This is a genomic window from Clostridium sp. AF35-15, from assembly GCF_003477745.1.
GTDB lineage: Bacteria > Bacillota > Clostridia > Lachnospirales > Lachnospiraceae > Otoolea > Otoolea fessa.
On sequence record NZ_QUDY01000008.1, the window covers coordinates 65,778 to 91,039 of the forward strand.

22 protein-coding genes and 2 riboswitches are annotated in these 25,262 nt (G+C 48.3%); of the genes, 20 read left to right on the forward strand and 2 right to left on the reverse strand.

Going from position 1 to position 25,262, the window contains the following annotated elements; genetic code table 11:
• Nucleotides 1-102: 102 nt before the first annotated feature.
• The 9 genes from rfbA (at nucleotide 103) to DWZ76_RS10420 (ending at nucleotide 9,488) form a co-directional block, all read left to right on the forward strand.
• Nucleotides 103-996 carry a glucose-1-phosphate thymidylyltransferase RfbA gene (gene rfbA / locus DWZ76_RS10380; protein ID WP_022360600.1) on the forward strand — a complete coding sequence of 298 codons (894 nt, stop codon included), beginning with the start codon at nucleotides 103-105 and terminating at the stop codon, nucleotides 994-996.
• 14 nt (nucleotides 997-1,010) lie between these two features.
• Entirely contained in the window at nucleotides 1,011-2,033 is a 1,023-nt protein-coding gene (rfbB, locus tag DWZ76_RS10385) for a dTDP-glucose 4,6-dehydratase (protein WP_022360599.1), read from the forward strand.
• Nucleotides 2,033-2,887, forward strand: coding sequence for a dTDP-4-dehydrorhamnose reductase (gene rfbD, locus DWZ76_RS10390; RefSeq protein ID WP_118472592.1), 855 nt, complete (start codon nucleotides 2,033-2,035; stop codon nucleotides 2,885-2,887). Before rfbB ends, rfbD begins: the two co-directional genes overlap by 1 nt.
• A gap of 179 nt (nucleotides 2,888-3,066) precedes the next feature.
• A complete protein-coding gene (glmM, locus tag DWZ76_RS10395) occupies nucleotides 3,067-4,419 on the forward strand; it encodes a phosphoglucosamine mutase (protein WP_118472593.1) in 1,353 nt (450 codons plus the stop codon).
• Nucleotides 4,420-4,422: 3 nt separating this feature from the next.
• Complete coding sequence (gene greA / locus DWZ76_RS10400) at nucleotides 4,423-4,926, forward strand: transcription elongation factor GreA (protein WP_118472594.1); 504 nt, start codon at nucleotides 4,423-4,425, stop codon at nucleotides 4,924-4,926.
• Between the two features lie 29 nt (nucleotides 4,927-4,955).
• Nucleotides 4,956-5,468, forward strand: a complete 513-nt coding sequence (locus DWZ76_RS10405; protein WP_118472595.1) for a nitroreductase family protein — start codon at nucleotides 4,956-4,958, stop codon at nucleotides 5,466-5,468.
• A 360-nt stretch (nucleotides 5,469-5,828) separates the two neighbouring features.
• Entirely contained in the window at nucleotides 5,829-6,974 is a 1,146-nt protein-coding gene (locus DWZ76_RS10410) for an SEC-C metal-binding domain-containing protein (protein WP_182431313.1), read from the forward strand.
• A gap of 21 nt (nucleotides 6,975-6,995) precedes the next feature.
• Nucleotides 6,996-8,288 carry a 2-hydroxycarboxylate transporter family protein gene (locus tag DWZ76_RS10415; protein ID WP_118472597.1) on the forward strand — a complete coding sequence of 431 codons (1,293 nt, stop codon included), beginning with the start codon at nucleotides 6,996-6,998 and terminating at the stop codon, nucleotides 8,286-8,288.
• A gap of 114 nt (nucleotides 8,289-8,402) precedes the next feature.
• Nucleotides 8,403-9,488, forward strand: coding sequence for an ethanolamine utilization protein EutH (locus DWZ76_RS10420; RefSeq protein ID WP_118472598.1), 1,086 nt, complete (start codon nucleotides 8,403-8,405; stop codon nucleotides 9,486-9,488).
• 210 nt (nucleotides 9,489-9,698) lie between these two features.
• Here the strand turns inward: DWZ76_RS10420 and hypD are convergent, their stop codons facing one another.
• Together hypD and DWZ76_RS10430 are read right to left on the reverse strand one after the other, a co-directional pair.
• A complete protein-coding gene (gene hypD, locus DWZ76_RS10425; protein ID WP_117796067.1) occupies nucleotides 9,699-12,146 on the reverse strand; it encodes a trans-4-hydroxy-L-proline dehydratase in 2,448 nt (815 codons plus the stop codon).
• Between the two features lie 5 nt (nucleotides 12,147-12,151).
• On the reverse strand, nucleotides 12,152-13,072 hold the full coding sequence (locus DWZ76_RS10430) for a trans-4-hydroxy-L-proline dehydratase activase (protein WP_118468393.1): 921 nt from the start codon (nucleotides 13,070-13,072) through the stop codon (nucleotides 12,152-12,154).
• A gap of 724 nt (nucleotides 13,073-13,796) precedes the next feature.
• Nucleotides 13,797-13,918: riboswitch (molybdenum cofactor riboswitch) on the forward strand.
• Nucleotides 13,919-14,045: 127 nt separating this feature from the next.
• Between DWZ76_RS10430 and DWZ76_RS10435 the strand changes: the two genes are divergently transcribed.
• From DWZ76_RS10435 to DWZ76_RS10485, 11 genes are all read left to right on the forward strand, one after another.
• Entirely contained in the window at nucleotides 14,046-14,966 is a 921-nt protein-coding gene (locus tag DWZ76_RS10435) for a substrate-binding domain-containing protein (RefSeq protein ID WP_022360332.1), read from the forward strand.
• Nucleotides 14,967-15,176: 210 nt separating this feature from the next.
• A complete protein-coding gene (locus DWZ76_RS10440; RefSeq protein WP_022360331.1) occupies nucleotides 15,177-15,860 on the forward strand; it encodes an ABC transporter permease in 684 nt (227 codons plus the stop codon).
• A complete protein-coding gene (locus tag DWZ76_RS10445; protein WP_118472599.1) occupies nucleotides 15,847-16,557 on the forward strand; it encodes an ABC transporter ATP-binding protein in 711 nt (236 codons plus the stop codon). Before DWZ76_RS10440 ends, DWZ76_RS10445 begins: the two co-directional genes overlap by 14 nt.
• A gap of 142 nt (nucleotides 16,558-16,699) precedes the next feature.
• A riboswitch (molybdenum cofactor riboswitch) is annotated at nucleotides 16,700-16,840 on the forward strand.
• A 249-nt stretch (nucleotides 16,841-17,089) separates the two neighbouring features.
• A complete protein-coding gene (glp, locus tag DWZ76_RS10450) occupies nucleotides 17,090-18,319 on the forward strand; it encodes a gephyrin-like molybdotransferase Glp (RefSeq protein WP_118472600.1) in 1,230 nt (409 codons plus the stop codon).
• A gap of 74 nt (nucleotides 18,320-18,393) precedes the next feature.
• Entirely contained in the window at nucleotides 18,394-20,301 is a 1,908-nt protein-coding gene (locus DWZ76_RS10455) for a molybdopterin biosynthesis protein (protein WP_118472601.1), read from the forward strand.
• A gap of 13 nt (nucleotides 20,302-20,314) precedes the next feature.
• The gene (locus DWZ76_RS10460) at nucleotides 20,315-20,767 is read left to right on the forward strand and encodes a hypothetical protein (protein ID WP_118472602.1); all 453 of its coding nucleotides are present in this window, start codon (nucleotides 20,315-20,317) and stop codon (nucleotides 20,765-20,767) included.
• A complete protein-coding gene (locus tag DWZ76_RS10465; RefSeq protein WP_022360326.1) occupies nucleotides 20,767-21,153 on the forward strand; it encodes a 4Fe-4S binding protein in 387 nt (128 codons plus the stop codon). The genes DWZ76_RS10460 and DWZ76_RS10465 overlap by 1 nt, the downstream gene beginning before the upstream one ends.
• A 15-nt stretch (nucleotides 21,154-21,168) precedes the next feature.
• A complete protein-coding gene (locus DWZ76_RS10470) occupies nucleotides 21,169-23,379 on the forward strand; it encodes an aldehyde ferredoxin oxidoreductase C-terminal domain-containing protein (RefSeq protein WP_207662794.1) in 2,211 nt (736 codons plus the stop codon).
• A gap of 39 nt (nucleotides 23,380-23,418) precedes the next feature.
• The gene (gene thiS / locus DWZ76_RS10475) at nucleotides 23,419-23,616 is read left to right on the forward strand and encodes a sulfur carrier protein ThiS (RefSeq protein ID WP_022360324.1); all 198 of its coding nucleotides are present in this window, start codon (nucleotides 23,419-23,421) and stop codon (nucleotides 23,614-23,616) included.
• Nucleotides 23,617-23,636: 20 nt separating this feature from the next.
• Complete coding sequence (locus DWZ76_RS10480) at nucleotides 23,637-24,392, forward strand: HesA/MoeB/ThiF family protein (protein WP_182431314.1); 756 nt, start codon at nucleotides 23,637-23,639, stop codon at nucleotides 24,390-24,392.
• Nucleotides 24,393-24,596: 204 nt separating this feature from the next.
• Nucleotides 24,597-25,190: a TetR/AcrR family transcriptional regulator gene (locus DWZ76_RS10485; protein WP_107001407.1), complete on the forward strand. Its 594-nt coding sequence runs from the start codon at nucleotides 24,597-24,599 to the stop codon at nucleotides 25,188-25,190.
• The last annotated feature ends 72 nt before the right edge of the window (nucleotides 25,191-25,262 follow it).

Sequence of the window (25,262 nt, forward strand, 5' to 3'; positions counted from 1 at the left end):
ATTTGCAAGCAGCAGGCAAATGTGGTATATTACTTATAGTGATGAGATCTGCCTTTTTTTAGAAAAGAGGCGTGAAAATAAAACATATGAGGAGAACAAGATATGAAGGGTATCGTTTTAGCAGGCGGTTCAGGCACACGCCTTTACCCGCTGACACGCGTAACTTCCAAACAGCTGCTTCCGATTTATGACAAACCGATGATTTACTATCCGATCTCCGTTCTGATGAACGCGGGAATCCGGGATATTCTGATTATTTCGACACCGGATGACACACCGCGTTTTAAGGAATTGTTGGGCGATGGACATCAGTTTGGTTTACATTTAAGCTATGCCGTGCAGCCAAGTCCGGATGGACTGGCACAGGCATTTATCATCGGCGAGGAGTTCATCGGGGATGATTCCGTAGCGATGATTCTGGGGGACAATATTTTCCAGGGTCAGGGACTTGTGAAACGCCTGCGTGCTGCTTCTGCCAAGAAAGAGGGCGCGACTGTATTCGGCTACTATGTCGATGATCCGGAGCGCTTCGGTATCGTAGAATTTGACGACCAGGGCAAGGCGATCTCCATCGAGGAGAAGCCGGAGAAACCGAAGTCCAATTACTGTGTAACGGGTCTGTATTTCTATGACAACCGGGTAGTAGAGTATGCGAAACAGTTAAAACCGTCTGCCAGAGGCGAGCTTGAGATCACCGATTTGAACCGCATCTATCTGGAAAATGGCGATCTGGATGTCATTCTTCTGGGACAGGGCTTTACCTGGCTCGATACCGGTACACATGAGTCCTTAGTTGAGGCAACCAATTTCGTTAAGACAGTAGAGACCCACCAGCACCGCAAGATCGCGTGCCTGGAGGAGATTGCGTACTTAAACGGCTGGATCAGCAAGGAAGAGGTGCTGGAGGCATACGAGGTATACAAGAAAAACCAGTATGGCAAATATCTGAAAGACGTACTGGATGGGAAATATGTTGATAAAATACATCAGAATTAAAAGGAGTTAAAACAATGAAGATTATCGTGACAGGCGGAGCCGGATTCATCGGCGGAAACTTCGTACACCATATGGTAAATAAATACCCGGAGTATCAGATCATCAACCTGGATCTTCTGACCTACGCGGGCAACTTAGAGACACTGAAACCGGTTGAAAACAAACCAAATTACAAATTTGTACACGGCGATATCGCAGACCGCGACTTCGTGTTTAAGCTCTTCGAGGAAGAAAAGCCGGACATTGTGGTAAACTTTGCAGCAGAGAGCCACGTAGACCGTTCCATCACGGACCCAGAGGCGTTTGTCCGCACCAACGTCATGGGAACGACCACCCTGCTGGATGCCTGCCGCACCTATGGAATTAAACGTTATCATCAGGTATCGACCGATGAGGTATACGGCGATCTGCCGTTAGACCGCCCGGATCTCTTCTTCACAGAGACGACCCCGCTGCATACCTCCAGCCCGTACTCTTCTTCCAAGGCGAGTGCGGATCTGTTTGTACTGGCATACCATAGAACCTACGGACTTCCGGTGACAGTATCCCGCTGCTCCAACAACTACGGTCCATATCATTTCCCGGAGAAGCTGATTCCGTTGATGATCAGTCGTGCGCTGGCAGACGAGGAACTTCCGGTATACGGCGACGGCGCGAACGTCCGCGACTGGCTGCACGTATCCGATCATTGTGAGGCGATCGATCTGATTCTCCACAAGGGACGCGTCGGTGAGATTTACAATATTGGCGGACACAATGAGAGGACCAACCTGGAGGTTGTCAAAACCATCCTGAAAGCGCTGGACAAGCCGGAAAGCCTGATCCGTTACGTCAAGGATCGTCCGGGTCATGACCGCCGTTATGCGATCGATCCGACCAAGATCGAGACGGAGCTTGGCTGGAAGCCGAAATACAATTTTGACACCGGCATTCGTCAGACGATTGACTGGTATCTGAACAATCAGGACTGGTGGAAACACATTTTAAGCGGTGAGTACAGCCAGTACTTCGAAAAAATGTATGGAGATAGATTATAATGAGAGTATTAGTGACAGGCGTTAAAGGCCAGCTTGGCTATGACGTGATGAATGAGCTGAAAAAACAGGGTCTTACTGGCATCGGTGTGGATGTCGATGAGATGGATATTACCGATGCAGAGGCATGCCGCCGCGTGATCACCGAGGCAAAGCCGGATGCAGTGATCCACTGCGCTGCATATACTGCAGTAGACGCAGCGGAACAGAACATGGAACTCTGCCGTAAAGTCAATGCAGATGGAACGAGAAATATCGCTGAGGTCTGCAAAGGTCTGGACATCAAAATGATGTACATCAGCACCGATTATGTATTCAACGGTCAGGGCACCCGCCCGTGGGAGCCGGATGACCACCGGGAACCACTCAACGCCTACGGTCAGTCGAAGTATGAGGGTGAGCTGGCAGTCGAGGAGCTGGTAAAGAAGTTTTTCATCGTCCGTATCGCGTGGGTATTTGGCGTGAACGGCAAGAACTTCATCAAGACGATGCTGCGCGTTGGCAAAGAGCGCGGGGCAGTCAGTGTTGTGGATGATCAGATCGGTTCCCCGACTTACACATACGATCTGGCGCGTCTGCTGGTTGATATGATTCAGAGTGATAAATATGGTCGTTACCATGCGACGAATGAGGGACTTTGCAGCTGGTATGAATTTGCAGCTGAGATCTTTAAGCAGGCGGGCATGGACGTCAAGGTGACGCCGGTCAGCACTGCTGAGTATACAGCTACTTATCCGGGTCAGGCAAAACGCCCGATGAACAGCCGGATCAGCAAAGAAAAACTTTCGGACAACGGATTTGAGCGCCTTCCGTCCTGGCAGGATGCGGTAGGTCGCTATCTGAAAGAAATTCAGTAAAAAATGTGCAATCAGACATAGAAAGCAGCAGCGGCAGAAAGTGTGAAGCGCCGTTGGCTGCAGGATTTTCTTCAGGTTGGAATCAAAATCGTAGAAGGTCATGTATGTTAGTGGGGTATTTCCATAAATGTACATGACCTTTGGACTCTGTATTTGATGATGTAGGAGGAACTCTCAAAATGGGTAAATATTTTGGAACAGACGGATTCCGCGGCGAGGCAAATGTGACGCTGACCGTGGAGGACGCCTATAAAGTAGGTCGTTTCCTGGGCTGGTACTATGGACAGAAGACGAAAGCAGATCGCTGCCGGGTCGTGATCGGCAAGGATACGAGACGCAGCAGCTATATGTTTGAGTATTCGCTGGTATCGGGACTGACCGCTTCCGGCGCAGATGTCTATCTGCTTCACGTGACAACTACTCCGAGTGTATCGTATGTTGTACGCACTGAGGAGTTTGACTGCGGTATCATGATCTCCGCAAGCCACAATTCATACTATGACAACGGAATCAAGGTCATCAATGGACGCGGCGAGAAACTGGAGGAGGAGACGATCGAGAAGATTGAGTCGTATCTGGATGGCGAGATGGGCGAGATTCCATTTGCCAAACGCGATGCGATCGGACGCACCGTTGACTATGCGGCGGGACGTAACCGCTATATCGGTTATCTGATTTCCCTGGCAACACGGTCTTTCAAAAATATGCGGGTAGGTCTTGACTGTGCAAACGGAAGCGCTTCCGCGATTGCGAAAAACGTATTCGACGCACTGGGCGCGGAGACACATGTCATCAACAACACGCCGGATGGTCTGAATATCAATACAAATTGCGGTTCCACCCACATCGAGGGACTGCAGAAATATGTGGTTGAAAATCATCTGGACGTTGGATTCGCTTATGATGGAGATGCGGATCGCTGCCTGGCAGTGGACAGTGAGGGCAAGCTGGTGGATGGCGACAAGATCCTCTATGTATGTGGAAAATACATGAAAGAACAGGGGACGCTGGTCAACAATACGGTTGTCACCACGGTTATGTCGAACTTCGGTCTTTATAAGGCATTTGAGCGCGAGGGCATTTCCTATGAGAAGACGGCGGTTGGCGATAAGTATGTCTATGAAAATATGTCCCAGAACGGTCACTGCCTGGGAGGCGAGCAGTCGGGCCATATCATTTTCAGCAAGCACGCGACGACCGGAGATGGCATTTTGACATCATTAAAGCTGATGGAAGTGATTCTGGAGAAGAAAGAGACACTTGCAAAGCTGGCTGATGAGGTGCAGATTTATCCGCAGGTTCTGAAAAATGTCAGAGTCAAGGATAAAGAGGCGGCGCAGGCAGACCGCGACGTGCAGGCGGAGGTTCAGAAGGTATCAGATGCGTTGGGCGATACCGGTCGAATCTTAGTTCGTCCGAGTGGCACGGAGCCGCTGATCCGCGTGATGGTCGAGGCACCGACGGATGAAATCTGCGGAAAATATGTAGCGCAGGTTGTAGAAATGATAGAGAAAAAGGGACTGGCAGAGTAGGACATGAGAGAGCAGTTGACAGAAAGTGATGTAAAGAAGATTCAGGAAGAGATCGACCATCGGAAGCTGGTGGTCCGCAAAGAGGCGATCGAGGCGGTCAAGGAGGCGCGCGCGCAGGGTGACTTGAGCGAAAACTTCGAATATTATGCTGCTAAGAAGGATAAGAACCGGAATGAAAGCCGTATTCGCTATCTGGAAAATATGCTGAAGCACGCCAAGATCGTATCGGAAGAATCCCGCCCGGATGAGGTCGGAATGAATGATACGGTTACCCTATATTTTGAGGATGACGACGAAGAAGATGTATACCGTCTGGTAACGAGCATCCGGGGCAATTCCCTAGAAAACCGGATCAGTATCGAGTCGCCGCTCGGAAAAGCGATCGAAGGACACCATGTGGGTGACCAGGTGGAAGTGAAGGTCAACGATAAGAGCAGCTATGTGGTGGAGATCCGGAAGATCGAGAAGACGGGGGAAGAGGATTCGGATCGGATTCGGAGTTATTAGTTGTAACGCAAAGGAGAGTTTTGATTACTATGAAATTTGAAGAATTATGTGATGCACGTTATTCACTTCGTAAATTTGACAGCCGTCCGGTTGAGGCAGAAAAATTACAGAAAGTGCTGGAGGCAGGACGCAAAGCCCCGACGGCACATAACTTACAGCCACAGCGCTTTTTCGTGATGCAGAGTGAAGAGGCGCTGGCGAAAGCGGATGCATGTACGGCGTGTCATTTTCATCCGCCGGTCGTGATTGTAGCGGTCTATGATCCGGAGATCGCCTGGAAACGGGAAGAGGACGGGAAAAACCATGGAGAGATCGATGTGACACTGGCGGTTTCCCAGATGATGCTGCAGGCAGCAGAGCTGGGACTGGGAACGACGTATGTTGGTATGTTTAATCCAGAAAAACTGCTGGAGCAGTTCCCGGAGATGAAGGGCTTACAGCCGACGGCCTATCTGCCGCTTGGATATCCGGCAGAGACGGCTCATCCGTCCAGGCTGCATGCAGATCGCAAGCCGCTAGAAGAGCTGGCAGTATTTCTGTAAAATATAGACAATCCGTAACTGTCCAGTACCTTCACAGTCACGCGCAAAAATCCATTAAAAATTGCCTGCGGCAATGGGATTTTTCCCTGCTGGCCCATGTTTTCGTACGGTCAGCGCAGTAAATGCGCAGACCTACTGAACAGTTACGACAATCCTTTATTTACCATAATCCTTAATTGATACAGTCTGTTTCCTGAAAAGCTTGGAGACAGGCTGTATTTTTGTGTAATGCCAATGATGCGCACTCGCGCGAAGCAGAAATATGTAACGATATATCTTGCAATCCATGTGCATTTAAAAGTATAATAAAAAAATATGAAGAGAAGCATGAAACGATGTAGGATGAGAAAAGGAAATTGTATGTTATTAAGAGAATATTTAAAAGAATGGACCAAAGAAGACTTATTAAACGAAGCAAGAAGCTACGAGTTAAAGAACTGTTCCCGGCTTAAAAAGGATGACCTGATTGACCGAATTGTAGAATATTTAACGACAAAAGAGGCACTCCGGGGCAGACTTTCATGCCTGACGAAAGAGCAGATGGTGCTTTTTTGCAAAGCCTGTACCGAGCCACAGAAAATTTCTGCAGAAGAGATTATGGATGGAATGCAGTTATATAAATACGTACTTGGAAGTTTTGAGGAAGTGAGTGACTGCTTTACTGTCTTTGAAGAGATTGCACAGGGTTTTAGCGGGATTGACGATGAGGCATTCCGGGCGGTTCAGAGCAAAAAAGGCTGGCTGATGAAGTGTATCAGCTTCTTTATCGATTATTATGAGATTGCGCCGCTGGAAATTTTGTATGAACTGTACAAATTGAAGGTGAAAGGCACGATCGAAGAAATGATCGGGATGCTGGAGGAAATGCCGGAGGACATCACAGAATCCTGCATTTTCCCGATGGAGAAACTGGGAATGCAGGACCTGCCGAAAGAGAATCCGCTTTATTCCGAGAGGGGCTTGTATGTACATCTTCCAGTTTTTGAGGGTGATGGACTCACTGCTTTGTTGAAACAGCAGCAGAATAAAAAATTCTATATTCCGTCTGCACAGCAGTTGGATGAAATCTGTCAGAAAGGGTATGAGGCAGGGGTACTGGCTTATAAGGAGCTGGAGTCCTATTTCATAAAAAAATTGGATGTGCCGTATGAGAAAGCGGCTAGATGGTGCTTTGAGACGTGGACCAGCAGCTATGAAGGAAAATCACCGGCAGAACTGATGAATAAGATGCATGAAGAAGGGATTGTCTTCCAGAGCGAGCAGCAGATGGGCGAATTTTTAAGACTTCTCATGGATGCGTTCAACAATACGAGAACAAAAGAAAACCGCGGAAATAAACCGTGGGAATTAAGTGAGAGAGGTATGATCGGCGGCATGCCGGCGATGGTGCCGGAAATGTCCCAGCCAGCACCGGTAACCGCGAAAAAGGTGGAGAAGATTTATCCGAATGATCCGTGTCCTTGCGGATCTGGGAAGAAATATAAGAAGTGTTGTGGAAGAAATTAATACTCAGAGGTGAAATGAAAAATGCAGCAAGAGAGGAAAGAAATATCTGGCAAAGCTAATACGATCGCTGGTTTTTCCATCCCTCTGTATCTAGGCATCTTGGCGCTGGTGGTGGTCTGTATGTATATGGACTGTCTTCCGGCAGGCTTGGTCGGCGGCATGATTGCGCTGATGGTGCTGGGCGAGGGACTCAATTTTTTGGGAAATCATACACCGGTTGTGAAAACGTACCTGGGCGGCTCGGTCATCTGTATTCTGGGGGCGGCAGTCATCCAGGCGCTGGGGCTGATTCCAGAGCAGACGCATGAGATTCTGGACAATTTTGTCAACAAAGAAGGATTTCTGGTCTTCTATATCTCAGCGCTGATCACAGGAAGTCTTTTCAATATCGACCGCGGGCTTCTGATCCGCGCAACGGTGAAACTGCTTCCGACAGCTGTCATATCGCTGGCAGTCGGCGTGATACTTTCAGGTCTGCTCGGTATGGTGATGGGGGATAGTTTTCTGGAAGGCATCCTGTATATCGGTATTCCGATGACGAGCGGCGGCATGACGGCGGGAGCAGTGCCTCTGTCGGCAATGTATTCGTCGGTTCTGGGGACGGACGCCGGACAGATCCTGACGCGGATCGCACCGGCGACGGTGCTGGGAAATTGTGTGGCGATCATTTTTGGCGGTTTAGCCAATAATATCGGCGAGCGAAAGCCATCCCTGACCGGAAATGGCTGCCTTGTCAATGACGGTCACGAAGTGAAGAAACAGCCTCCGATGAAACCGACCTTCGCACTCTTATGTACGGGGCTTATCATTTCAATGGCATTTTATGAACTGGGGGCGATCTGCCATCATTTTATTTCGATTGTACCGACGTATGCGTGGATGATTGTAGCAGTTGTGATTGTGAAGGGAACGGGAATCCTTTCAGAGCGCCTGGAGGACGCGGCGAGAGAGTGGGGACAGTTCGCGATCCACAGCTGGACAGCGGCGGCGCTGACCGGAATCGGGGCGACGCTGATTGATTTAAAGACGATTTTACACACGATCACTCCATTTTATCTGCTCAGTGTCGTGCTGATTGTCGGGGCGATCACACTGACCGCCGGATTGATCGGCATCAAGATGGGATTTTATCCGTTGGAATCATCGATCGCAGCGGGGATGTGTACAACGAACATGGGCGGCTCCGGAAATGTAGCGGTGCTCAGCAGTTCGAAACGGATGGAACTGCTTCCGTTTGCACAGATTGTGACGCGTTCCTGCGGGGCACTGATGCTGACCATTGGGGGCGTGCTGATACAGCTGCTGGCGAGGTAAAAAAAGAATGGTGCTTGACAGAGAAATGTACCTGATAGAGGGAAAATAAGTGGAAACAGAGGAATAGAGAAATAGAGAAATAGAGAAATAGGAAAAAGCTGGGAGGTACGGCTTATGAACATATTCATTGCGATCATGCTGGTGTTTGCGGCAGCCGGTCTTGTGGATGAGATGCTGGGAGGAAAGCTGGGGCTGATGCCGAACTTTGAAAAGGGGCTTGCCACCATGGGCGGTCTGGCGATGTCCACGGTCGGATTTTTTGCGATCGGAGTTACATATGTGCAGACCCACGCGGAAGCGATTGCAGAGGCGGCAAAGCATATGCCGTTTGATCCGGCGCTCATTCCAAGCTGCCTTCTGGCGCCGGATATGGGGGCGCTTGGCATGGCACAGAAGCTGGCGGCGACACCGGCTCTGGCGGCATTTACCGGTGCGATGGTAGCAGGCAGTCTGGGAATGACGGTCGGATACCAGCTGCCGGTCTTTCTGGCAGCTGTTCGAAAAGATGAAATAGGAGAGCTGATGCGGGGGTTCATCTTCGGTCTGATTGCCATACCGTCTGGTCTGGCGGTCGGAGGTCTGATGCTGGGTCTGCCTGTCCGTCAGCTCTTTTTTAATATGATCCCGGTGCTGGTGCTGTGCATGGTGCTGATTGCGGCATTTGTGCTGGTTCCGGCGCTGACGATGAAGATCATGATTTTCCTCGGAAATGCGATCCGTATTTTTAGTTTTCTCCTGTTTGGTGTGGCAGTCTTCGGAATTTTCATGCCGAAGTATGCGGTTGTCGAGGATGCCTTGATTGAGGAAATGCTTTTTATGGTACTCCGTATGGTCATCGCAGCGTGCGGCGGTCTGGTGCTGTCGCAGGTGGCGTTAAAACGTCTCCAAAAGCCGATCCAGCGTATTGGGGCGGTCCTGGGTATCAATGAGGAGGCAGTTGTCGGACTGTTCCTTTCCTTTATACAGAGCCTTGCGATGCTGCCATTGTTTTCCAAGATGGATAAGCGCGGAAAAGTATTAAATGCCGCTTTCTCTGTGGCTGGTGCCTATGTGGTAGGCGGTCAGATGACCTTCGTAGCCTCCCTGATACCGGGAAACTGGGTAACAGCCTATATGATCAGCAAGGTGCTGTCAGGCGGTCTGGCAGTTGCCCTGGCGTTTATCTCAGTCGAGAAGATTCCTGCATTAGGTGGCGAGTAACAGCAAATTTGACTAAAATTATCTAAGAAGGACAAAAATGATAACAGAGTAGAGCGGAATATCTGATATTGAGATAAAGATAAAGAAATAAGAAAGCCCCGGCAGTTTCGCTGCCGGGGCTTTCCGCCCTTTTGGGGCTATATCATTTTCATAGAAGGCATTAATAGGTTACAATGAAGACTTTTAGAGTTGTCAAACGGTTGCGAGCAATTAACAGCAGCCACAGCCTCCAAAGCTCTGCTCGGTTCTCTCAATGATCTCGTTCTGAAGCGGTTTATCCAGGTTACGGAAGTAGTCACTGTATCCGGCTACACGGACGATCAGTTCTTTGTATTCCTCCGGGTTCTTCTGAGCTTCAATCAGAGTCTGGCGGTCGATAACGTTGAACTGCATATGATGTCCGTTCATAGCGAAGTAGGAACGAATCAGAGCAGCCAGGTTGTCAATACCCTTCTCGCCTGCGATAGCAGCCGGAGTAAATTTCTGGTTCAGCAGAGTACCGCCGGTTTCACAGTGGTTCATCTTGGAGCAGGATTTAACAACTGCGGTCGGTCCGTTGATATCAGCACCCTTCTCAGGAGAGATACCCTCAGACAGAGGATTATGAGCCAGACGGCCGTTCGGAGTAGCGATCATAACATCACCGAAGTATACGTGGCAGGTGGTCGGAAGCATATCTACATGATATACACCGCCTCTGGTGGTCGGTCTGCCGGTAATATAATCTTTGTACTCATTGAATACACTTACCATGATGTCATCTGCATAATCATCATCGTTGCCGTATTTCGGAGTTTTATTCTTAACCAGGTTCAGAATGTCCTCATGGCCCTTGAAATCGTCGTTCATAGCGTCGATGAGTTCTTTCATGGTAAACTTCTGATTGTCAAATACGTTGAACTTGATAGCGGAGAGTGCATCGGAAATAGTGCCGATACCAACACCCTGGATGTAGCTTGTGTTGTATCTCGGGCCGCCTGCGTTGTAGTCTTTACCTTTCTTGATACAGTCATCGGTACAGATGGAAAGGAACGGAGCCGGCATCATCTGAGAGTAGATTCTCTCGATAACCAGGTTGCCGCGCATCTTAACATCGATGATGTACTCAAGCTGTGTCTTGAATGCGTTCCACAGTTCGTCATAGGATTTGAAGTCTTCTGCTTTGCCGGTGTGCGGTCCGATCTGTTTTTTGAACATTACATCGTAGCCATCATACAGAGCGAGCTGTAAGCACTTAGGGATGTTTAAGTAACCGGTCAGCCAATAAGCCTCGGTTCCCCATGCACCTGTCTCAACACATCCGGAGCATCCAGCGTTTCTTGCATCTACCAGAGATTTGCCCTGATTTACCAGCTCCTGAATCAGCTCATCGGTATTGTAGAATGCCGGCTGGCCCCAGCCCTGACGAGCGATCTCGCAAGCTCTCTTTAAGAACTTATCCGGAGTAACTTTGGAAATCTGTACGTTGGAGTTCGGCTGGTTCTGTCTCATATCTTCCATACAGTCAAGGATTAAGTAAGAAACAGCGTTAACTGCATCAGTACCATCTTCCTTAACACCGCCGGAGTTGATGTTTGCGAAGTCTACGTATGTACCGGACTCTTTTAAGGTTACGCCAACTTTAACCGGAGCCGGAGAGTTGAACAGTTTAACCCAGAGGCACTCAAGAAGCTCAAGAGCTCTTGTATCATCCAGAGTACCTGCAGCGGTATCTTTCTCATAGAACGGAATCAGATGCTGATCCAGACGGCCCGGTGTAAAGGCATCCCACGGGTTTAACTCGGTTGTAACGCCAAGGTGTGTAAACCAGTACATCTGAAGTGCCTGCCAGTAGGTCTCCGGTTTGTGCTCCGGAACAACGGCACAGTTAGCTGCAATCTGCTCAAGCTCTGCTTTTCTGACCGGATCCTTCTCCTCAGCAGCCTTCTCAAGAGCCAGATCATGATATCTCTTACCTAAGATAATGATAGCATCGCAGCAGATATCCATAGCGCGAAGCTCCTGCTCTTTGTCATAAGCTTCCGGATCATTGAAGTAGTCAAGATCTTTGATAGCCTGCGCGATCTCTTTCTTGTAATCGCCGTAGCCCTTGATGTAGAAGTTCTTGCCGCCGGCTGTATGGCCCGGTCCACGCTGCTCCATGAACTCGGTAAACATACCAACCTCATAGCAGTCTCTCCATTCCTGGGTCATAGCTTTTAAGAGATGCTCTCTGACTGCACGGTTCTTCCAGTACGGAATGATCTCTTCTTCCTGAAGCTTTAGATCGTCTTCGGTAACAGTGAAGTTAACCAGTTTACGATCATTCATGATGTGCATATCTTCGATGGTGTGACAGCACAGCTCCGGGAAAGTCGGTGAACACTGCGGGTCTTTGCCCTTCTCACCAACTAACAGCTCATCCTCGCCTAAGTAAAGAGTTTTTCTGGAGAAGTACTCTTTCAGAACGAGAGCTCTTAAAACCGGTACAGATACGGAACCTTCGTACTCTTTGTAAACATCGGTTTCAATTTTTGCTCTTTCCAGATCCAGATGCGGCTGGGTGGAATGGCTGATTCTTCTCAGTCTTTTAATTCTCTCGGTACATCCGCGGTCGTTGTCTTTTAACAGACCTTCTGGTGTGTTGATTACGAATGAAGTATCAATTTTCTCTGCCATTTAAATCATCCTCCTATATTGACTTTGTTGAATCCCTGTTCTTCGAACATGGACTTAAAGTGTTCCATAAGCTCGGACACCGGTACGCTCATCTCATCATCATGGTACTCCATGTCGAGGCTGGCGTATTTACCCTTTCCGATGTCATGATAAGGTAAAAGGTTTACCTGACGTGCGTGAATATTATTTTCCTTCAGGAAATGGATGACACTTTCAATGTGTTCATCGGTTGCGTTGACCTGCTGGATAATCGGAAGCCGGATGTAAAGACCAGCGCCCTCATCACTTAATTTCTTTAAGTTCTCAAGAATCAGTGAATTGTCAACGCCGATATATTTCTTGTGGTCTTCCGGATCCATCACCTTGATGTCGTAGAGAAAAACATCTACGTAAGGAAGAATCCGCTTCAGATTCTTATAATCTGTGTAGCCGCTGGTGTCGATGAAAATGCTGACACCGTTCTCGTGGAGCTTGCGACAGACTTCTTCCACATAGTCCATATGCTGGGAAGCCATAACCTCGCCGCCGGAGAGTGTTACACCGCCGCCGGACTGCTCATAGAAGATTTTGTCCTTCATCGCTTCCTTGACAAGTGCATCTACCGTGTATTCCTTACCGGCCAACTCCCGGGCCTCTGTGATGCACCAGTCGGTACAGACGCCGCAGGCGGTACACTTGGAACGGTCAAATACAATCTTGCCGTCTACGATGGAATTGGCTCCCTGTTTACATTTTGCAACGCATCGGCCGCAGGTGGTACATTTGTGCTGATGAAAAATCAGTTCCTTATAATAATGCTGACTCTCCGGGTTGTGGCACCACATGCAGCGTAAGGGACATCCCTTGAAGAAGATCGTGGTGCGGACACCATCGCCGTCGTGCGTTGAAAATTTCTGGATGTTAAATATGTAAGGAGTTTCTGCCATTCTTTCCCCCTCCTTTGCAAAAAAACTAGACTGTGTTCTAGTTCTGAGTCTATAATACTACAACCATCTCAAGAATACAAGAGTAAATTGAAAAAAATGTATTAATTTAATTTTTAACAGACGAATCTGAAAAATAATCATCCGATCACGCTGAAACAAGCGGAGTGCGGAATGACTATAAAAGAAAATTAATATAACATATAAGATACCATAGAAAAATGGGGCTTACAATCGGCAAAAGTGAGGATATTATGCGTGAAAAGAAAGTGAAAATTGTAGAAAAGATAAAATGGTGTGAATATTCATAAAATACAAAACAAAAACAAAAAATTAAGCACAGTTAAAAAGGCGTCGCACAAATATGAAAAGTGAAAATCAAGATAGAAGTGAAAAAAAGCTAAAAAACCAGAATAACACGTAGAAAAGAGCAGTAGAAAACAAAATGAATACGAAGCTTGAAATAATGGATACTGTTTCACAGGTAGGCACTTTTGGAACCGAAAGTGCCGTAAGAAAGCGTGGTGGCAGCAGGAATTTGCCGTATTTAAATGCGAAGCCACGGCAAATTCCGTTACTGGGCACGTATGCGTGAACAGTAACAAAAAATGAAATAATTTCGCTCATGTGAAAGTTGCCCGGTTGACAAGAGGAATTTTGACATGGTATAGTAAAAATGTATAAGGATGTTTCGGGAAGTATTAGAAGAACCCGGACAGCAGAAGCCAGGAAAACTATATTTCGAGCTGAAAAACCTAACACAGTATATTGTCAGGGTTTACAGCCAATGGGTATCAGGGGAAACTCGGATGCCTCCCGCATTTGGAAAGAAATGCATTGGAAAGAGAAGTAGGACCTGCTGCTTATTAGGAAGAAAGGCAGCTGGTAAAAGGCGGCGCATCCTCTGCCAGAGTCTCGTTCCGATGAAATGTTTTTCAGCGTATTCTTAAACAAAAGAAGGGAGAAGAACAATTTCATGAAGAAGACAAACAGAATCATTGCATTGGCAATGGCGGCCATGACAGCATTGTCTATGACAGCCTGCTCCGGAAGCGCAAAAGAGACAACGGAGGCGGAAAGCGCCGCAGAGACAACCGCAGAGGCTGCTGAGGAAAGCAGTGCAGAGGAGACCAAGGAAGCATCCGGAGAGACGCTTCTGATGGCAACGACGACCAGTACCGATAATACAGGTCTTCTGGATTACTTAAAGCCAATCTTTTTAGAGGATACAGGTATTGACTTACAGTGGACGGCAGTAGGAACCGGTGATGCGATTCAGAAAGCAAAAGATGGTGAAGTCGATGTGATACTGGTTCATTCTAAAGCAAAAGAAGAAGAATTTGTGGAGAGCGGCTACGGTGTAGAGCGCTTCCAGGTTATGTATAATGATTTCGTGATCGTAGGACCGAAGGATGGTCCGATTGCAAAGACGGATGATATCAACGCTGCATTTAAGCAGATCATGGACGAGCAGCTGACATTTGTGTCCCGTGGAGACAACTCTGGTACCCATAACAAGGAGACCGGAATCTGGGAGAAGCTGGGAATTACAGATTATGAGAGCAATCCAAATTATGTATCGGCAGGCGCTGGAATGGCTGATACACTGGCGATGGCAGATGAAAAAGGTGGCTACTGCCTGTCTGACCGCGGTACCTGGCTTGCCAAGAAGGCAGATTTCCCGGATATGGATATTGTATGTGAAGGCAGCAAGGAACTTTTAAACCAGTACGGCGTTATCGCAGTAAATCCGGAGAAATATCCGGATGTCAACAACGAGGCGGCGAATACGTTTATCAAGTGGATCTGTTCTCCGGAAATCCAGACGCTGATCGGTGAATACGGCGTAAAGGAGTACGGCGAGCCGTTATTCTTCCCGAATGCAGAGCAGAAGTAAAATACTGCCGGATGATATGTGGTAGTGCTGGAATTAGCGTATTTAAACGAATAAAGCAGGCAGTTGAACCTTGCAGAATTTATAATGTATAAACAGGAAACCGGAGAAGGGAGGATGCACTTTTTCCGGTTTTTCTGTCATTAAGAATTGAGAAAATGAGAACGCCTGCAGAACATAAGGTGTTTCAGTGGATATGCTGGGAGAAAAAATATGGGAAACCTGTTTTCAAAATTTTTTGGTACGGTCGGAGTGATAGATTCTATCCGGGTAACGCTGGTGATGTCTTTCTGGTCAACCTTGATTGCGTCCATGCTTGGAATTTTTCTGGGACTTGTGCTGGAGCAGACGAAATTTCCAGGAAAAAAGCTGGTAGTCCGCGTGAACCGGACCTTGATGGGAGCACCTCCGGTTGTCATCGGACTGCTCACATATATGCTTTTGAGAAAAAAAGGTCCGTTTGGGGCGCTTCGATGGGTATTTACGATCAAAGGAATGGTGGCAGCTCAAGTTCTGATCATTACTCCGATCGTCTGTGGAATGGTATATTCATATGCGGTCCGCACGGCGCCTTCGATCCGGGCGTTTGCCAGGACGATGGGAGCTGACCGGCATCAGACCGCGCGGCTTCTGCTGCGTGAAATGAAAAATGAAATTTATTTTGCGGTTGTGTCTGGATATGGGCGTTCCATCAGTGAGGTCGGGGCGGTCTTTCTGGTAGGTGGAAATATAAAAAACAGCACCCGGACAATGACGACTGCGATTTCAACCCTGAAAGGTGCAGGCGATTATTATGAAGGGGTATTTTTGGGAGTGATCCTGATGCTTCTGGCATTTGCGGTACAGACATTGGCAGAACATTTCAGACAGGAGGAGACACCGGATGAAAATCTCTAAGCTGCAAAAGAAGATGGGTCAGTTTACGCTTCAAATCGAGGAACTGTATCTGGAGAGCGGGAAGGTTCATGGTCTGATAGGAACCAATGGCTGCGGAAAAACAACACTTTCCAAGCTGATACAGGGGATATTGGTTCCAGATGGCGGGAGGATTGATTACGAGGGACTGACACCCCGGGATATCACGATGACAACACAGAGACCGTATCTTTTGCATGATACGGTGTATCAGAACCTGATCTATCCGCTGAAAATACGGGGAATCCGCCCAGATGAGGCGAAGATGGATGCCTGGCTGGAACGATGTGGGCTTCTGCAGAAAAAAAATCAGTATGCCCGTTCCCTGAGCAGCGGGGAACAGCAGAAATTATCATTTATCAGGGCTCTGGTATTTGACCCTGCGTTTGTGATTGTTGATGAGACACTTTCCAACCTGGATCCTGACAGTACAGAATTGTTTGAACAGCTGATGCGGGAGCAGCAGACGAAAAATAAGATGACATGGCTGCTAATCAGCCATCAGCTGGTGCATGTCCGCAAGATTTGTGACCAGGTACATTTTATGGAACAGGGGAATGTTCTGGTGTCTGGAACACCGGAAGAAATCCTTCTTCACCCCTCTCACCCGTCCATACGTCGATATCTGGCAGATACAGAGGTTTCATATCGCGAAAATGAAAAAAGTTCAGAAATATGAATAAAAATGCGAGATGATTGCGCTGAATGTGAAAAAAATGGAAAGAGTTTTGCTTGGGATGATTGACACAGTTTGTGAAAATGTGGTATAATTTCTGGTAGAAAATCATGAGAAAGAGAATTGTCGCACGAGAGCGGCAGTTATACAGAGTTGATTTCGAGCTTTTCTGCCTAAGCTGTGAACTGATTCACAGGATGGAAGAAAAGCCAATGGGTATCCGGGGAAACGCGGGTGCCTCCCCGCATCAGACGATGCATTGGAAAGGAATAGCTCTCGGATGACCGGGATGAAGACCCGGAAGTTCTGGAAAAGAGCAGTAAATTCCGCCAGCCCAAGCAAAGCCTGATGTAGATAAGTGAATATCAGCAGAAAGCCGTAAGAGGCAGACTGCATCATCAGGAACGGATACAGAGAGCGGAATGTTTTCTGTATTCGTTTTTTTGTTTCATTCGGAGAGGCGGCCTATGAATCAAAAGCACTTCGCGTGGATGCGTACCTTCGCGAAGAAGAATCATGCCGCAAGGGAGGAATTATGAAGTTATTGAAAGTTGATACGCTGGCGCAGGCGCGGGAACGTCTGCTTGAAGCGGCAAAAGAGTGCCTGCCGGAGACGGAGCGGGTTGCGCTTGCAGATGCGTCTGGCTGTATTTTAGCAGAAGATATTGTCTCTGGGGAAATGATTCCTGCATTCCGCCGTTCCAGTGTAGATGGGTATGCAGTCTGTTCAAAGGACACGGCGGGCGCAACAGAAAGTATCCCGGTTTTTCTGAAGGTGCTGGAAGAAGTAGAGATAGGACATCCGGCGGTATCAAAGATTGAACCGGGCACCTGTGCCTATGTGCCGACCGGCGGCATGGTTCCGGAAGGGGCAGATGCCATGGTGATGGTAGAATACAGTGAACGGTTCGGAACAGATGAGGTTGCCCTGTATGAAAATGTTCCGTATGGGAAATGCATCGTGCTTCCGGGAGAAGATGTAAAAACCGGGGATATAGTCCTTAAAGCGGGAACCCGGATTGGCCCGGCGCAGGCGGGAACATTGGCAGCGCTTGGCGTGGTTCAGGTTCCGGTTTTTAAACCGTGGAAGGTGGCAGTTCTATCGACGGGCGACGAACTGGTCAGGAACGATCAGGTTCCTGGACCGGGACAGGTGCGGGATATTAATACATGGGCGCTGTCCTGTTATGTGAAGAAGACAGGTCTGGAGCTTGTTTCGGCAGAGGCAGTGAGGGATGAAGAGGTACTTTTAGAGGACAAAATCAGGGAGGCGGTCAAAGCCTGTGATTTGATTCTGATCTCCGGAGGAAGTTCCCAGGGAAAGAAGGACATGACTATGGAGATATTAAACCGCATCTCCAAGGAGGGAGTATTTACCCATGGGCTGGCACTGAAACCGGGAAAACCGACGATTCTGGGATATGATAAAGAGAAACATACGCTGTTAGGAGGACTTCCTGGGCATCCGGCAGCAGCGCTTACCGTTTTCCACTTATTATTTGTGTGGCTCTGGAAGCAGGTAACCGGTCAGCCAGATCAACCTCCGCTAGAAGCCTTTATGACAACGAACCTGGCGGGGGCACCCGGAAAAACAACCTGCCTGCTGGTAAAGCTTCAAATAGCTCCGCAAGGGCTGGAGGCAGAACCGGTATTTGGAAAATCAGGCTTGATTTCGACGATGGCAGAGGCAGACGGCTACGTTCTGATTGATATGAATCAGGAGGGACTGAAGAAAGGTGAGCAGGTGAAGGTATACCGTTTTTAAAATGAATTGCTTCCAGAAGGGCGACGGAGAATAAAGGATCGGCAGAGCCTGGTGGAAACAGAATAGAGGCAGAGATGGGAAAGAGAAATTTATATCTGAATAATACACCGGTGGAGGAGGCAAAAGCCCTTTACCAGAAAGCACTGGAGGAATTATTAAGACCCAAGGCAGAATGGATTCCCGTGACGGAAAGTCTGCACCGGATTACAAAAGAGGCAGTCTATGCGAAATATTGTTCTCCGCTTTACAATGCGGCGGCGATGGATGGAATCGCGGTTGAGGCAGAGAAAACAAAGGGAGCATCGGAGCGGAAACCACTTACCCTATATCCAGGTACAGATTTTACAGTGGTGGATACGGGCGATCCGATTCACGCACCATGCGATGCAGTTATCATGGCGGAGGATCTGCTGGAGCAGGAGGATGGCTCGGTGCAGATTACGGATGCAGCTGCATCATGGCAGCATGTGCGCCCGATCGGAGAAGATATCGTAGCGGGTGAGATGCTGATGCCCGGTTATCATGAGATACGCCCGATTGATATAGGTGTTCTCCTGTCTGGCGGAATTACAGAGATTGAGGTGTTGAAAAAGCCGTCGATAGCGATTTTTCCGACGGGAACCGAAATCATAGAGCCGGGACAGGAACCCAGGGATGGGGACATCATCGAATCGAATTCGAGAGTGTTTGAGGCACTGGTAACGGAACATGGCGGTGCGCCCCATCGTTTTCCGCCGATTGCGGATGAATATGAAACATTGAAAGCAAAGGTGGCAGAGGCGGTTGAAAACTATGACATGGTAATTGTCAATGCCGGCTCCAGTGCTGGAACCGAAGATTTTACGGTTCATGTACTTCGGGAATTGGGGGAGGTTCTGGTACACGGGGTGGCAATCAAGCCGGGAAAACCGGTAATATTGGCGATTGTCAATGGAAAACCGGTGATCGGACTTCCGGGATATCCGGTATCCGCCTATATCAACTTTGAAAATTTTGTAATTCCTGTGCTGCAGAAACTGGCAGGACGTACAGAAACAGCCGGCACGACGGTGCGGGCTGTCATATCTAAACGCCTTGTATCATCCCTGAAACATAAAGAGTATGTGCGGGTGAAAGTAGGAGAAGTGGGCGACAAGCTCGTCGCTTCTCCACTGGCGCGCGGGGCGGGAGCAGCGATGAGCCTGGTGCGGGCAGACGGGTTCTGTGTGATTCCTCAGAACAGCGAGGGGGTCGAGGCGGGAGATACCGTTGACGTAGAGCTATACCGTTCTCTGGAGGAAATTGGAAGTACGGCAGTGGCAATCGGAAGCCATGATCTGATTCTGGATGTGATGGCAGATTTGCTGCCGTGTATGTACCCGGGTAATTACCTTTCCAGTACGCATGTAGGCAGTATGGGCGGTTTAATGGCATTAAAGCGGGGAGAAGCGCATCTGGCTCCGACCCACCTGCTGGATGAAGAGACAGGAGAATATAATATTGCGATCCTGAAAAAACTGTTTGCGGGTGAAAAAATGGCACTTGTCAAGGGCGTTGAGCGAATTCAGGGAATTATCGTAAAAAAAGGAAATCCGCTTGGAATCCATGAAATTGAAGATTTACGTGGCTTGAATTATGTCAACCGACAAAGAGGAGCGGGGACAAGAGTTCTTTTTGATTATAAGCTGAAGGAAGCCGGTATTTCACCGGAAGAAATTCACGGATATGACAGAGAGGCGGCAACGCATATGGCAGTGGCGGCTGCCGTGTCCGGCGGCGATGCAGACGCGGGCATGGGAATCCAGTCGGCAGCCAGGGCAATGGGACTTGATTTTATTGAGGTTGGACGGGAAGAGTATGACTTTGCGATTCCAGTCAGATTTTTGGATTTTCCACCGGTACAGCATTTTCTGGCGGTTTTGAAAAGCCGGGAGTTTGCAGAGAGAGTGGAGAAGCTCGGTGGTTATGGGCTGGCAAGAACCGGAGAAATTTTATATTTATAAAAGAGGGGATTAGATGGGAGCAGTTGTGCGTGAATTATATGTGTTCCGGCAGAGGGGACAGCCGGGAGAAGCCGTGGAGAGCGCCTGGTTCCGAAGGGGGATCGGAATGGAGGGTGACCGGCATGCAGCGGGAGGTGAAAGGCAGACTTCGCTGTTGGCGGGAGAAACCCGGGACTGGATGGAGAAGCAGACAGAACCGGGACTCTGCTTCCGCCGCTACAAGGCAAACCTGATAACGGAGGGAATAGATACCACTCAGTTAAATACGGGGGATCTTCTGGCGGCGGGAGGGGCGGTGTTCCGCGTCTCCGGGTATGGAAAAAAGTGTTTTCCAGAGTGTATTTACCATGAAAAAGGAGTTTTCTGCCGCCTTTCGGCAGGAGCCATATTTTTGGAAGTGATTCGGGACGGATATGTATCTGTTTCGGATGAAATAATGAAATTAGGCAAAAAGGAGGAACTGTGATGAGACGATTAGAGAAAGATGAATCACTCTGCATTGGCTGCCACCAGTGCGAAGAAGCCTGTTCGAAGGCATTTTACAAGGTTTCGGATCCAATGAAATCCTGCATCCGCATTACCGACAAGGAGGATGGAAGCCATCATATTGCTGTGTGCACACAGTGTGGAAAATGTTCTGAAGTGTGCAATACAGGTGTGATTACGGAGGATGCGAGAGGCGTTTACCGGCTGAACAAGAAAGAATGTGCCGGCTGTCTGATGTGCGTTGGATTCTGTCCGGAGAATGTTATGGTACAGTGTGATGATTATCTGGAGCCGTCCAAATGTACGGCGTGCGGATTGTGCGTAAAAGCATGTCCGACCGGAGCGATCCGTCTGGTAGAAGAGTAAAGGGAGGAGAAAGGCATGATTAAAATGTGTGATCTTCCGCGTTATGCGGACGCAGATATGGAAGAAATCAAAAAAATGAAAGAGGCCCACACGGTTCTCAATCAGGTTACATATGAGCCAAAGCCGCTGTATCATGGATATACGGATAAGCGCCTTCGAATCAATGTGACAGATAACACCATCGATATGATCGACATTCCTCAGGAGGTCAAAGAAAAATTTACCGGCGGCAAAGGTTATTGCCTGCGTTATCTGTGGGATGCAACGAAGCCGGATACAAAGTGGGACTCTCCGGAAAATGCTATTACCATGTCGGCAGGACCGATTGCCGGAATTACGCAGTACGGCGGTACCGGAAAATGCCTGGTATGCAGCATTTCACCGATGACAGATATCCCGATTGATTCAAACGTCGGCGGATATTTTGGTCCATTCTTAAAATTCTCCGGATTTGATGTGATCGAGCTGACTGGAAAAGCGGAGGAAGACGTGATTATTGTCATCGATGGCAATAAGGGAACCGTTTCAATTGAAAAAGCACCGTTAGAGCATAAAGATGCACATGTACTGGGCGAAGAGCTGACAACCATGTATGCGGAGGATGACAATGATCGCAAAAACGTGGCGGTCGTATGCTCCGGTTCGGCGGCGGATCATTGCAACCTCTCTATGTTGAATTTTACATTCTATGATCCGAAAAGAAATGTAGTCCGCTTAAAACAGGCTGGACGTGGTGGTATCGGACGTGTCTTTGCGGACAAGCACATTAAAGCGCTGGTATGCCATTTTAAAGGCGTAAAAGCAAATCTGAACCATGTATATGATATCAGTATCCTGAACCGGGATGGCCTGAAATTCCATCGTGAGGTGGCGACACAGGATGACAAACAGAATTCAATGCGTAAATCCGGAACGGCATACTCCCTGCGTATCATGAGCGATTATGATATTCTGCCGACGCGCAATTATAAATATGGCGGAACGGATAAGATCGATGAGATGGCACCGGAGGTATGGAGAAATAAATGGCTGACCCAGGGCGGAGCGGACGGATGTTGGTATGGATGTTCGATGGCGTGTGCTAAAACAGCCGATCAGTTTGAATTAAAGACAGGTCCGTATAAGGGACATAAAGTATGTGTGGATGGTCCGGAGTATGAGACAGCAGCCGGTGTTGGTCCGAACTGCGGCGTAACCGATCCGCAGGTAATCCTGGAAGTGAATTTCTACTGTGATACATATGGCATTGATACGATTTCCTTTGGCACCATGACTGCCTTCCTGATGGAATGCTATGAAAATGGTATCCTGAATAAGGAGAGAACCGGCGGTCTGGAGCTTGTATGGGGCAATGCAGAGGCGGAGCTGGAGCTGCTGCACCAGATGGCGCGAAACGAAGGCTTTGGCAAGATTGCGGCACTTGGAAGCCACAAGCAGAAAGAGTATTTTGCAGCGCAGGGCTGGGGCGATATGGATTTCATGAATGATATTGCGATGGAACAGAAGGGACTTGAATATTCAGAGTATGCTTCCAAAGAATCCCTGGCGCAGCAGGGCGGCTATGGTCTGACCAATAAGGGACCGCAGCATGATGAGGCATGGCTGATTTTCATGGATCAGGTAAATAACCAGATTCCTACCTTTGAGGATAAGGCGGAGGCGCTGTATTACTATCCGATGTTTAGAACCTGGTTTGGTCTTCTGGGACTTTGCAAGCTGCCGTGGAATGATATTGTACCGGCTGACAACAGCCTGACCGATGAACCGGCGAAGGTACCGGAGCACGTAGATAACTATCTGGATCTTTATTATGGTGTTACTGGGGTCAAGATTGATAGGGATGAGATGATTAAAATGTCCGAGCGTGTCTACAATTTCCAGCGTGTTTTCAACATTCGTCTGGGCAAGGGACTGCGTGCGAACGATGCGATTCCATACCGCTCCCAGGGACCGGTTACGGAAGAAGAATATCTGTCCCGTCAGGAGCGCTACGATGGTCAGCTGGTAGAGCTGGTTGGTTTTACAAAAGAAGAAGTCGAAAAAATGTCCTTAAAGGAAAAGATGGCTGCGACCAGAAAGCACAGAGAAGGGGAATATGAGAAGCTGATTGATGCGGTATATCCGAAGCGCGGCTGGAATTTAAACGGCGTTCCGACAATTGCACACCTGAAAGAGCTTGGCATGGATCTTCCGGAGCTTTTGGAAGTAGTTGAGCCGCTTCAGTAAGACTATTCATTAATACGTTGCAGAAGGGAAGTGGATATAATGGTACTGAATAACCGTCCATATCCGGACTGGCATGAAGGACTGACAATCAGGGGTGTGATGGAACACATGAAATTTACCTGGCCCAAGCTGGTCGTGAAGGTAAATGGGCAGCTGGTCTGGCCAGAAGACTATGATAAAGTAACACTTGAAGAAGCAGATGATTTGAAGATTTATCATTTACTGGGGGGCGGTTGATTCAGAAAGGAGACGCTGGTTTGGAGATAGACAAAGAACGCTATAAAAGAAATATTCTCCTGCCGGAGGTAGGAGAAGAAGGACAGAAAAAGCTGGCGGAAAGCCGGGTGCTGGTAGTCGGGGCGGGGGGACTTGGATCTCCCGTCAGCCTCTATCTGGCAGCAGCAGGAGTCGGTACGATCGGGATTGCTGATTTTGACCGGGTGGATGTCAGCAATCTGCAGCGGCAAATCCTTTACCGGGAACAGGACATTGGAAAGGCAAAAGCAGAACTGGCGGCGGAGCAGCTTCAGAGCCGGAACCATTCGGTGCAGGTAGAAGTATACCCAGAGGGAATTACAGCTGAAAATGCAGAAGAAATTCTTGCAAAGTTTGATGTGATTGTGGATGCTTCGGATAATTTTCCAACCCGCTATCTGCTGAGTGATACATGCATGAAGCTGGGAAAGCCGGATGTATATGGAGCTATCTGTGAATTTGCGGGACAGGTTACCGTGTTCGCATCGGACGGACCATGTCTGCGCTGTCTCTGTCCGGAGGCAAAGGACCCATCCGGAAACCCGAATTCGGCTGCTTATGGTGTGCTTGGCGTGATTCCCGGCATGATCGGGTGTATGCAGGCGGCAGAAGTATTGAAGCTTCTTTTGGGCAAGGGAGAGGCGCTGATTGGAAAAATGCTGTTCATTGATGCCAAAACGTGGTCCACGGATCTGATAGAAGTTCCGGTGCATCCCCAGTGCAGCTGCCATGCACATACCAAAGTTCACCGGATGTGAAAACGGTATTAAAAATAGACATATGGAACAATCTCTTTACTTCACAGGAAAAGAATGATAAAATAAATTAAATTGTCGAAAGCAGATGAGGAAGATTATCCACTCTGCTTTCGGCTGGATTCAGGTAAACAAAAAGGTAAATTAGATGACCAGGAATGTTTCCCTGAAATTACGATTATTGAGAAGTTAAGAGGTAAAAGGCAAATGGCGAAGGGTAATAACACAAAAGCAAAAATTGCCCGTGTTGCATGGAAATTGTTTCATGAGAAGGGATATGAGGAGACGACGATCGATGAGATTATCCTGCAGTCTGGAACATCAAAGGGAAGCTTCTATCATTATTATAGTGGAAAGGATGAGCTTCTGGCATCTCTCCCAGAGATCTTTGATGCAAAGTATGAAGAGGTAATGCAGGCGCTGGATCCGGAGATGGACAGCTTTGACAAGCTTATGACGCTCTGCTTCAGTGTACATGATCTGATAGAGTCGGATATCCCGGTAGGGCTTCTGGCGTCACTCTATTCCTCACAGGTGGTGACAAAGGGGGATAAGCATCTTTTAAACCAGAACCGTTTTTACTATAAGATGGTAAATCAGCTGGTCGATGAGGGGCAGCGCCGGGGGCAGATTACCCGCAGTATGCCATATTACGAGATTGCACATATGTATGCACTCTGCGAGAGGGCAATCATCTATGATTACTGCATTTCAGACGGTGGCTATGCGCTTGGAGAGTATACAAGAAAGACAATGCCTTTGCTGTTCGGCGGAGTGCGTGTAAAGCAGGAAGTCAAATAAAAAAGCAGACGGAAAATGCTTCTTAGGGGTATTTTCTGTCTGCTTTTGTGCGTGATAGCCGCGTACAGATCA

Coding starts and splice junctions, on each gene's coding strand:
- hypD (WP_117796067.1), bottom strand. CDS start 12,146: ATGGCAGAGAAAATTGATACTTCATTCGTAATCAACACACCAGAAGGT.
- DWZ76_RS10410 (WP_182431313.1), top strand. CDS start 5,829: ATGTTATTAAGAGAATATTTAAAAGAATGGACCAAAGAAGACTTATTA.
- DWZ76_RS10465 (WP_022360326.1), top strand. CDS start 20,767: ATGAGACGATTAGAGAAAGATGAATCACTCTGCATTGGCTGCCACCAG.
- rfbB (WP_022360599.1), top strand. CDS start 1,011: ATGAAGATTATCGTGACAGGCGGAGCCGGATTCATCGGCGGAAACTTC.
- DWZ76_RS10420 (WP_118472598.1), top strand. CDS start 8,403: ATGAACATATTCATTGCGATCATGCTGGTGTTTGCGGCAGCCGGTCTT.
- DWZ76_RS10415 (WP_118472597.1), top strand. CDS start 6,996: ATGCAGCAAGAGAGGAAAGAAATATCTGGCAAAGCTAATACGATCGCT.
- glp (WP_118472600.1), top strand. CDS start 17,090: ATGAAGTTATTGAAAGTTGATACGCTGGCGCAGGCGCGGGAACGTCTG.
- DWZ76_RS10470 (WP_207662794.1), top strand. CDS start 21,169: ATGATTAAAATGTGTGATCTTCCGCGTTATGCGGACGCAGATATGGAA.
- DWZ76_RS10445 (WP_118472599.1), top strand. CDS start 15,847: ATGAAAATCTCTAAGCTGCAAAAGAAGATGGGTCAGTTTACGCTTCAA.
- DWZ76_RS10405 (WP_118472595.1), top strand. CDS start 4,956: ATGAAATTTGAAGAATTATGTGATGCACGTTATTCACTTCGTAAATTT.
- DWZ76_RS10435 (WP_022360332.1), top strand. CDS start 14,046: ATGAAGAAGACAAACAGAATCATTGCATTGGCAATGGCGGCCATGACA.
- DWZ76_RS10485 (WP_107001407.1), top strand. CDS start 24,597: ATGGCGAAGGGTAATAACACAAAAGCAAAAATTGCCCGTGTTGCATGG.
- rfbD (WP_118472592.1), top strand. CDS start 2,033: ATGAGAGTATTAGTGACAGGCGTTAAAGGCCAGCTTGGCTATGACGTG.
- greA (WP_118472594.1), top strand. CDS start 4,423: ATGAGAGAGCAGTTGACAGAAAGTGATGTAAAGAAGATTCAGGAAGAG.
- glmM (WP_118472593.1), top strand. CDS start 3,067: ATGGGTAAATATTTTGGAACAGACGGATTCCGCGGCGAGGCAAATGTG.
- DWZ76_RS10460 (WP_118472602.1), top strand. CDS start 20,315: ATGGGAGCAGTTGTGCGTGAATTATATGTGTTCCGGCAGAGGGGACAG.
- DWZ76_RS10440 (WP_022360331.1), top strand. CDS start 15,177: ATGGGAAACCTGTTTTCAAAATTTTTTGGTACGGTCGGAGTGATAGAT.
- thiS (WP_022360324.1), top strand. CDS start 23,419: ATGGTACTGAATAACCGTCCATATCCGGACTGGCATGAAGGACTGACA.
- DWZ76_RS10430 (WP_118468393.1), bottom strand. CDS start 13,072: ATGGCAGAAACTCCTTACATATTTAACATCCAGAAATTTTCAACGCAC.
- DWZ76_RS10455 (WP_118472601.1), top strand. CDS start 18,394: ATGGGAAAGAGAAATTTATATCTGAATAATACACCGGTGGAGGAGGCA.
- rfbA (WP_022360600.1), top strand. CDS start 103: ATGAAGGGTATCGTTTTAGCAGGCGGTTCAGGCACACGCCTTTACCCG.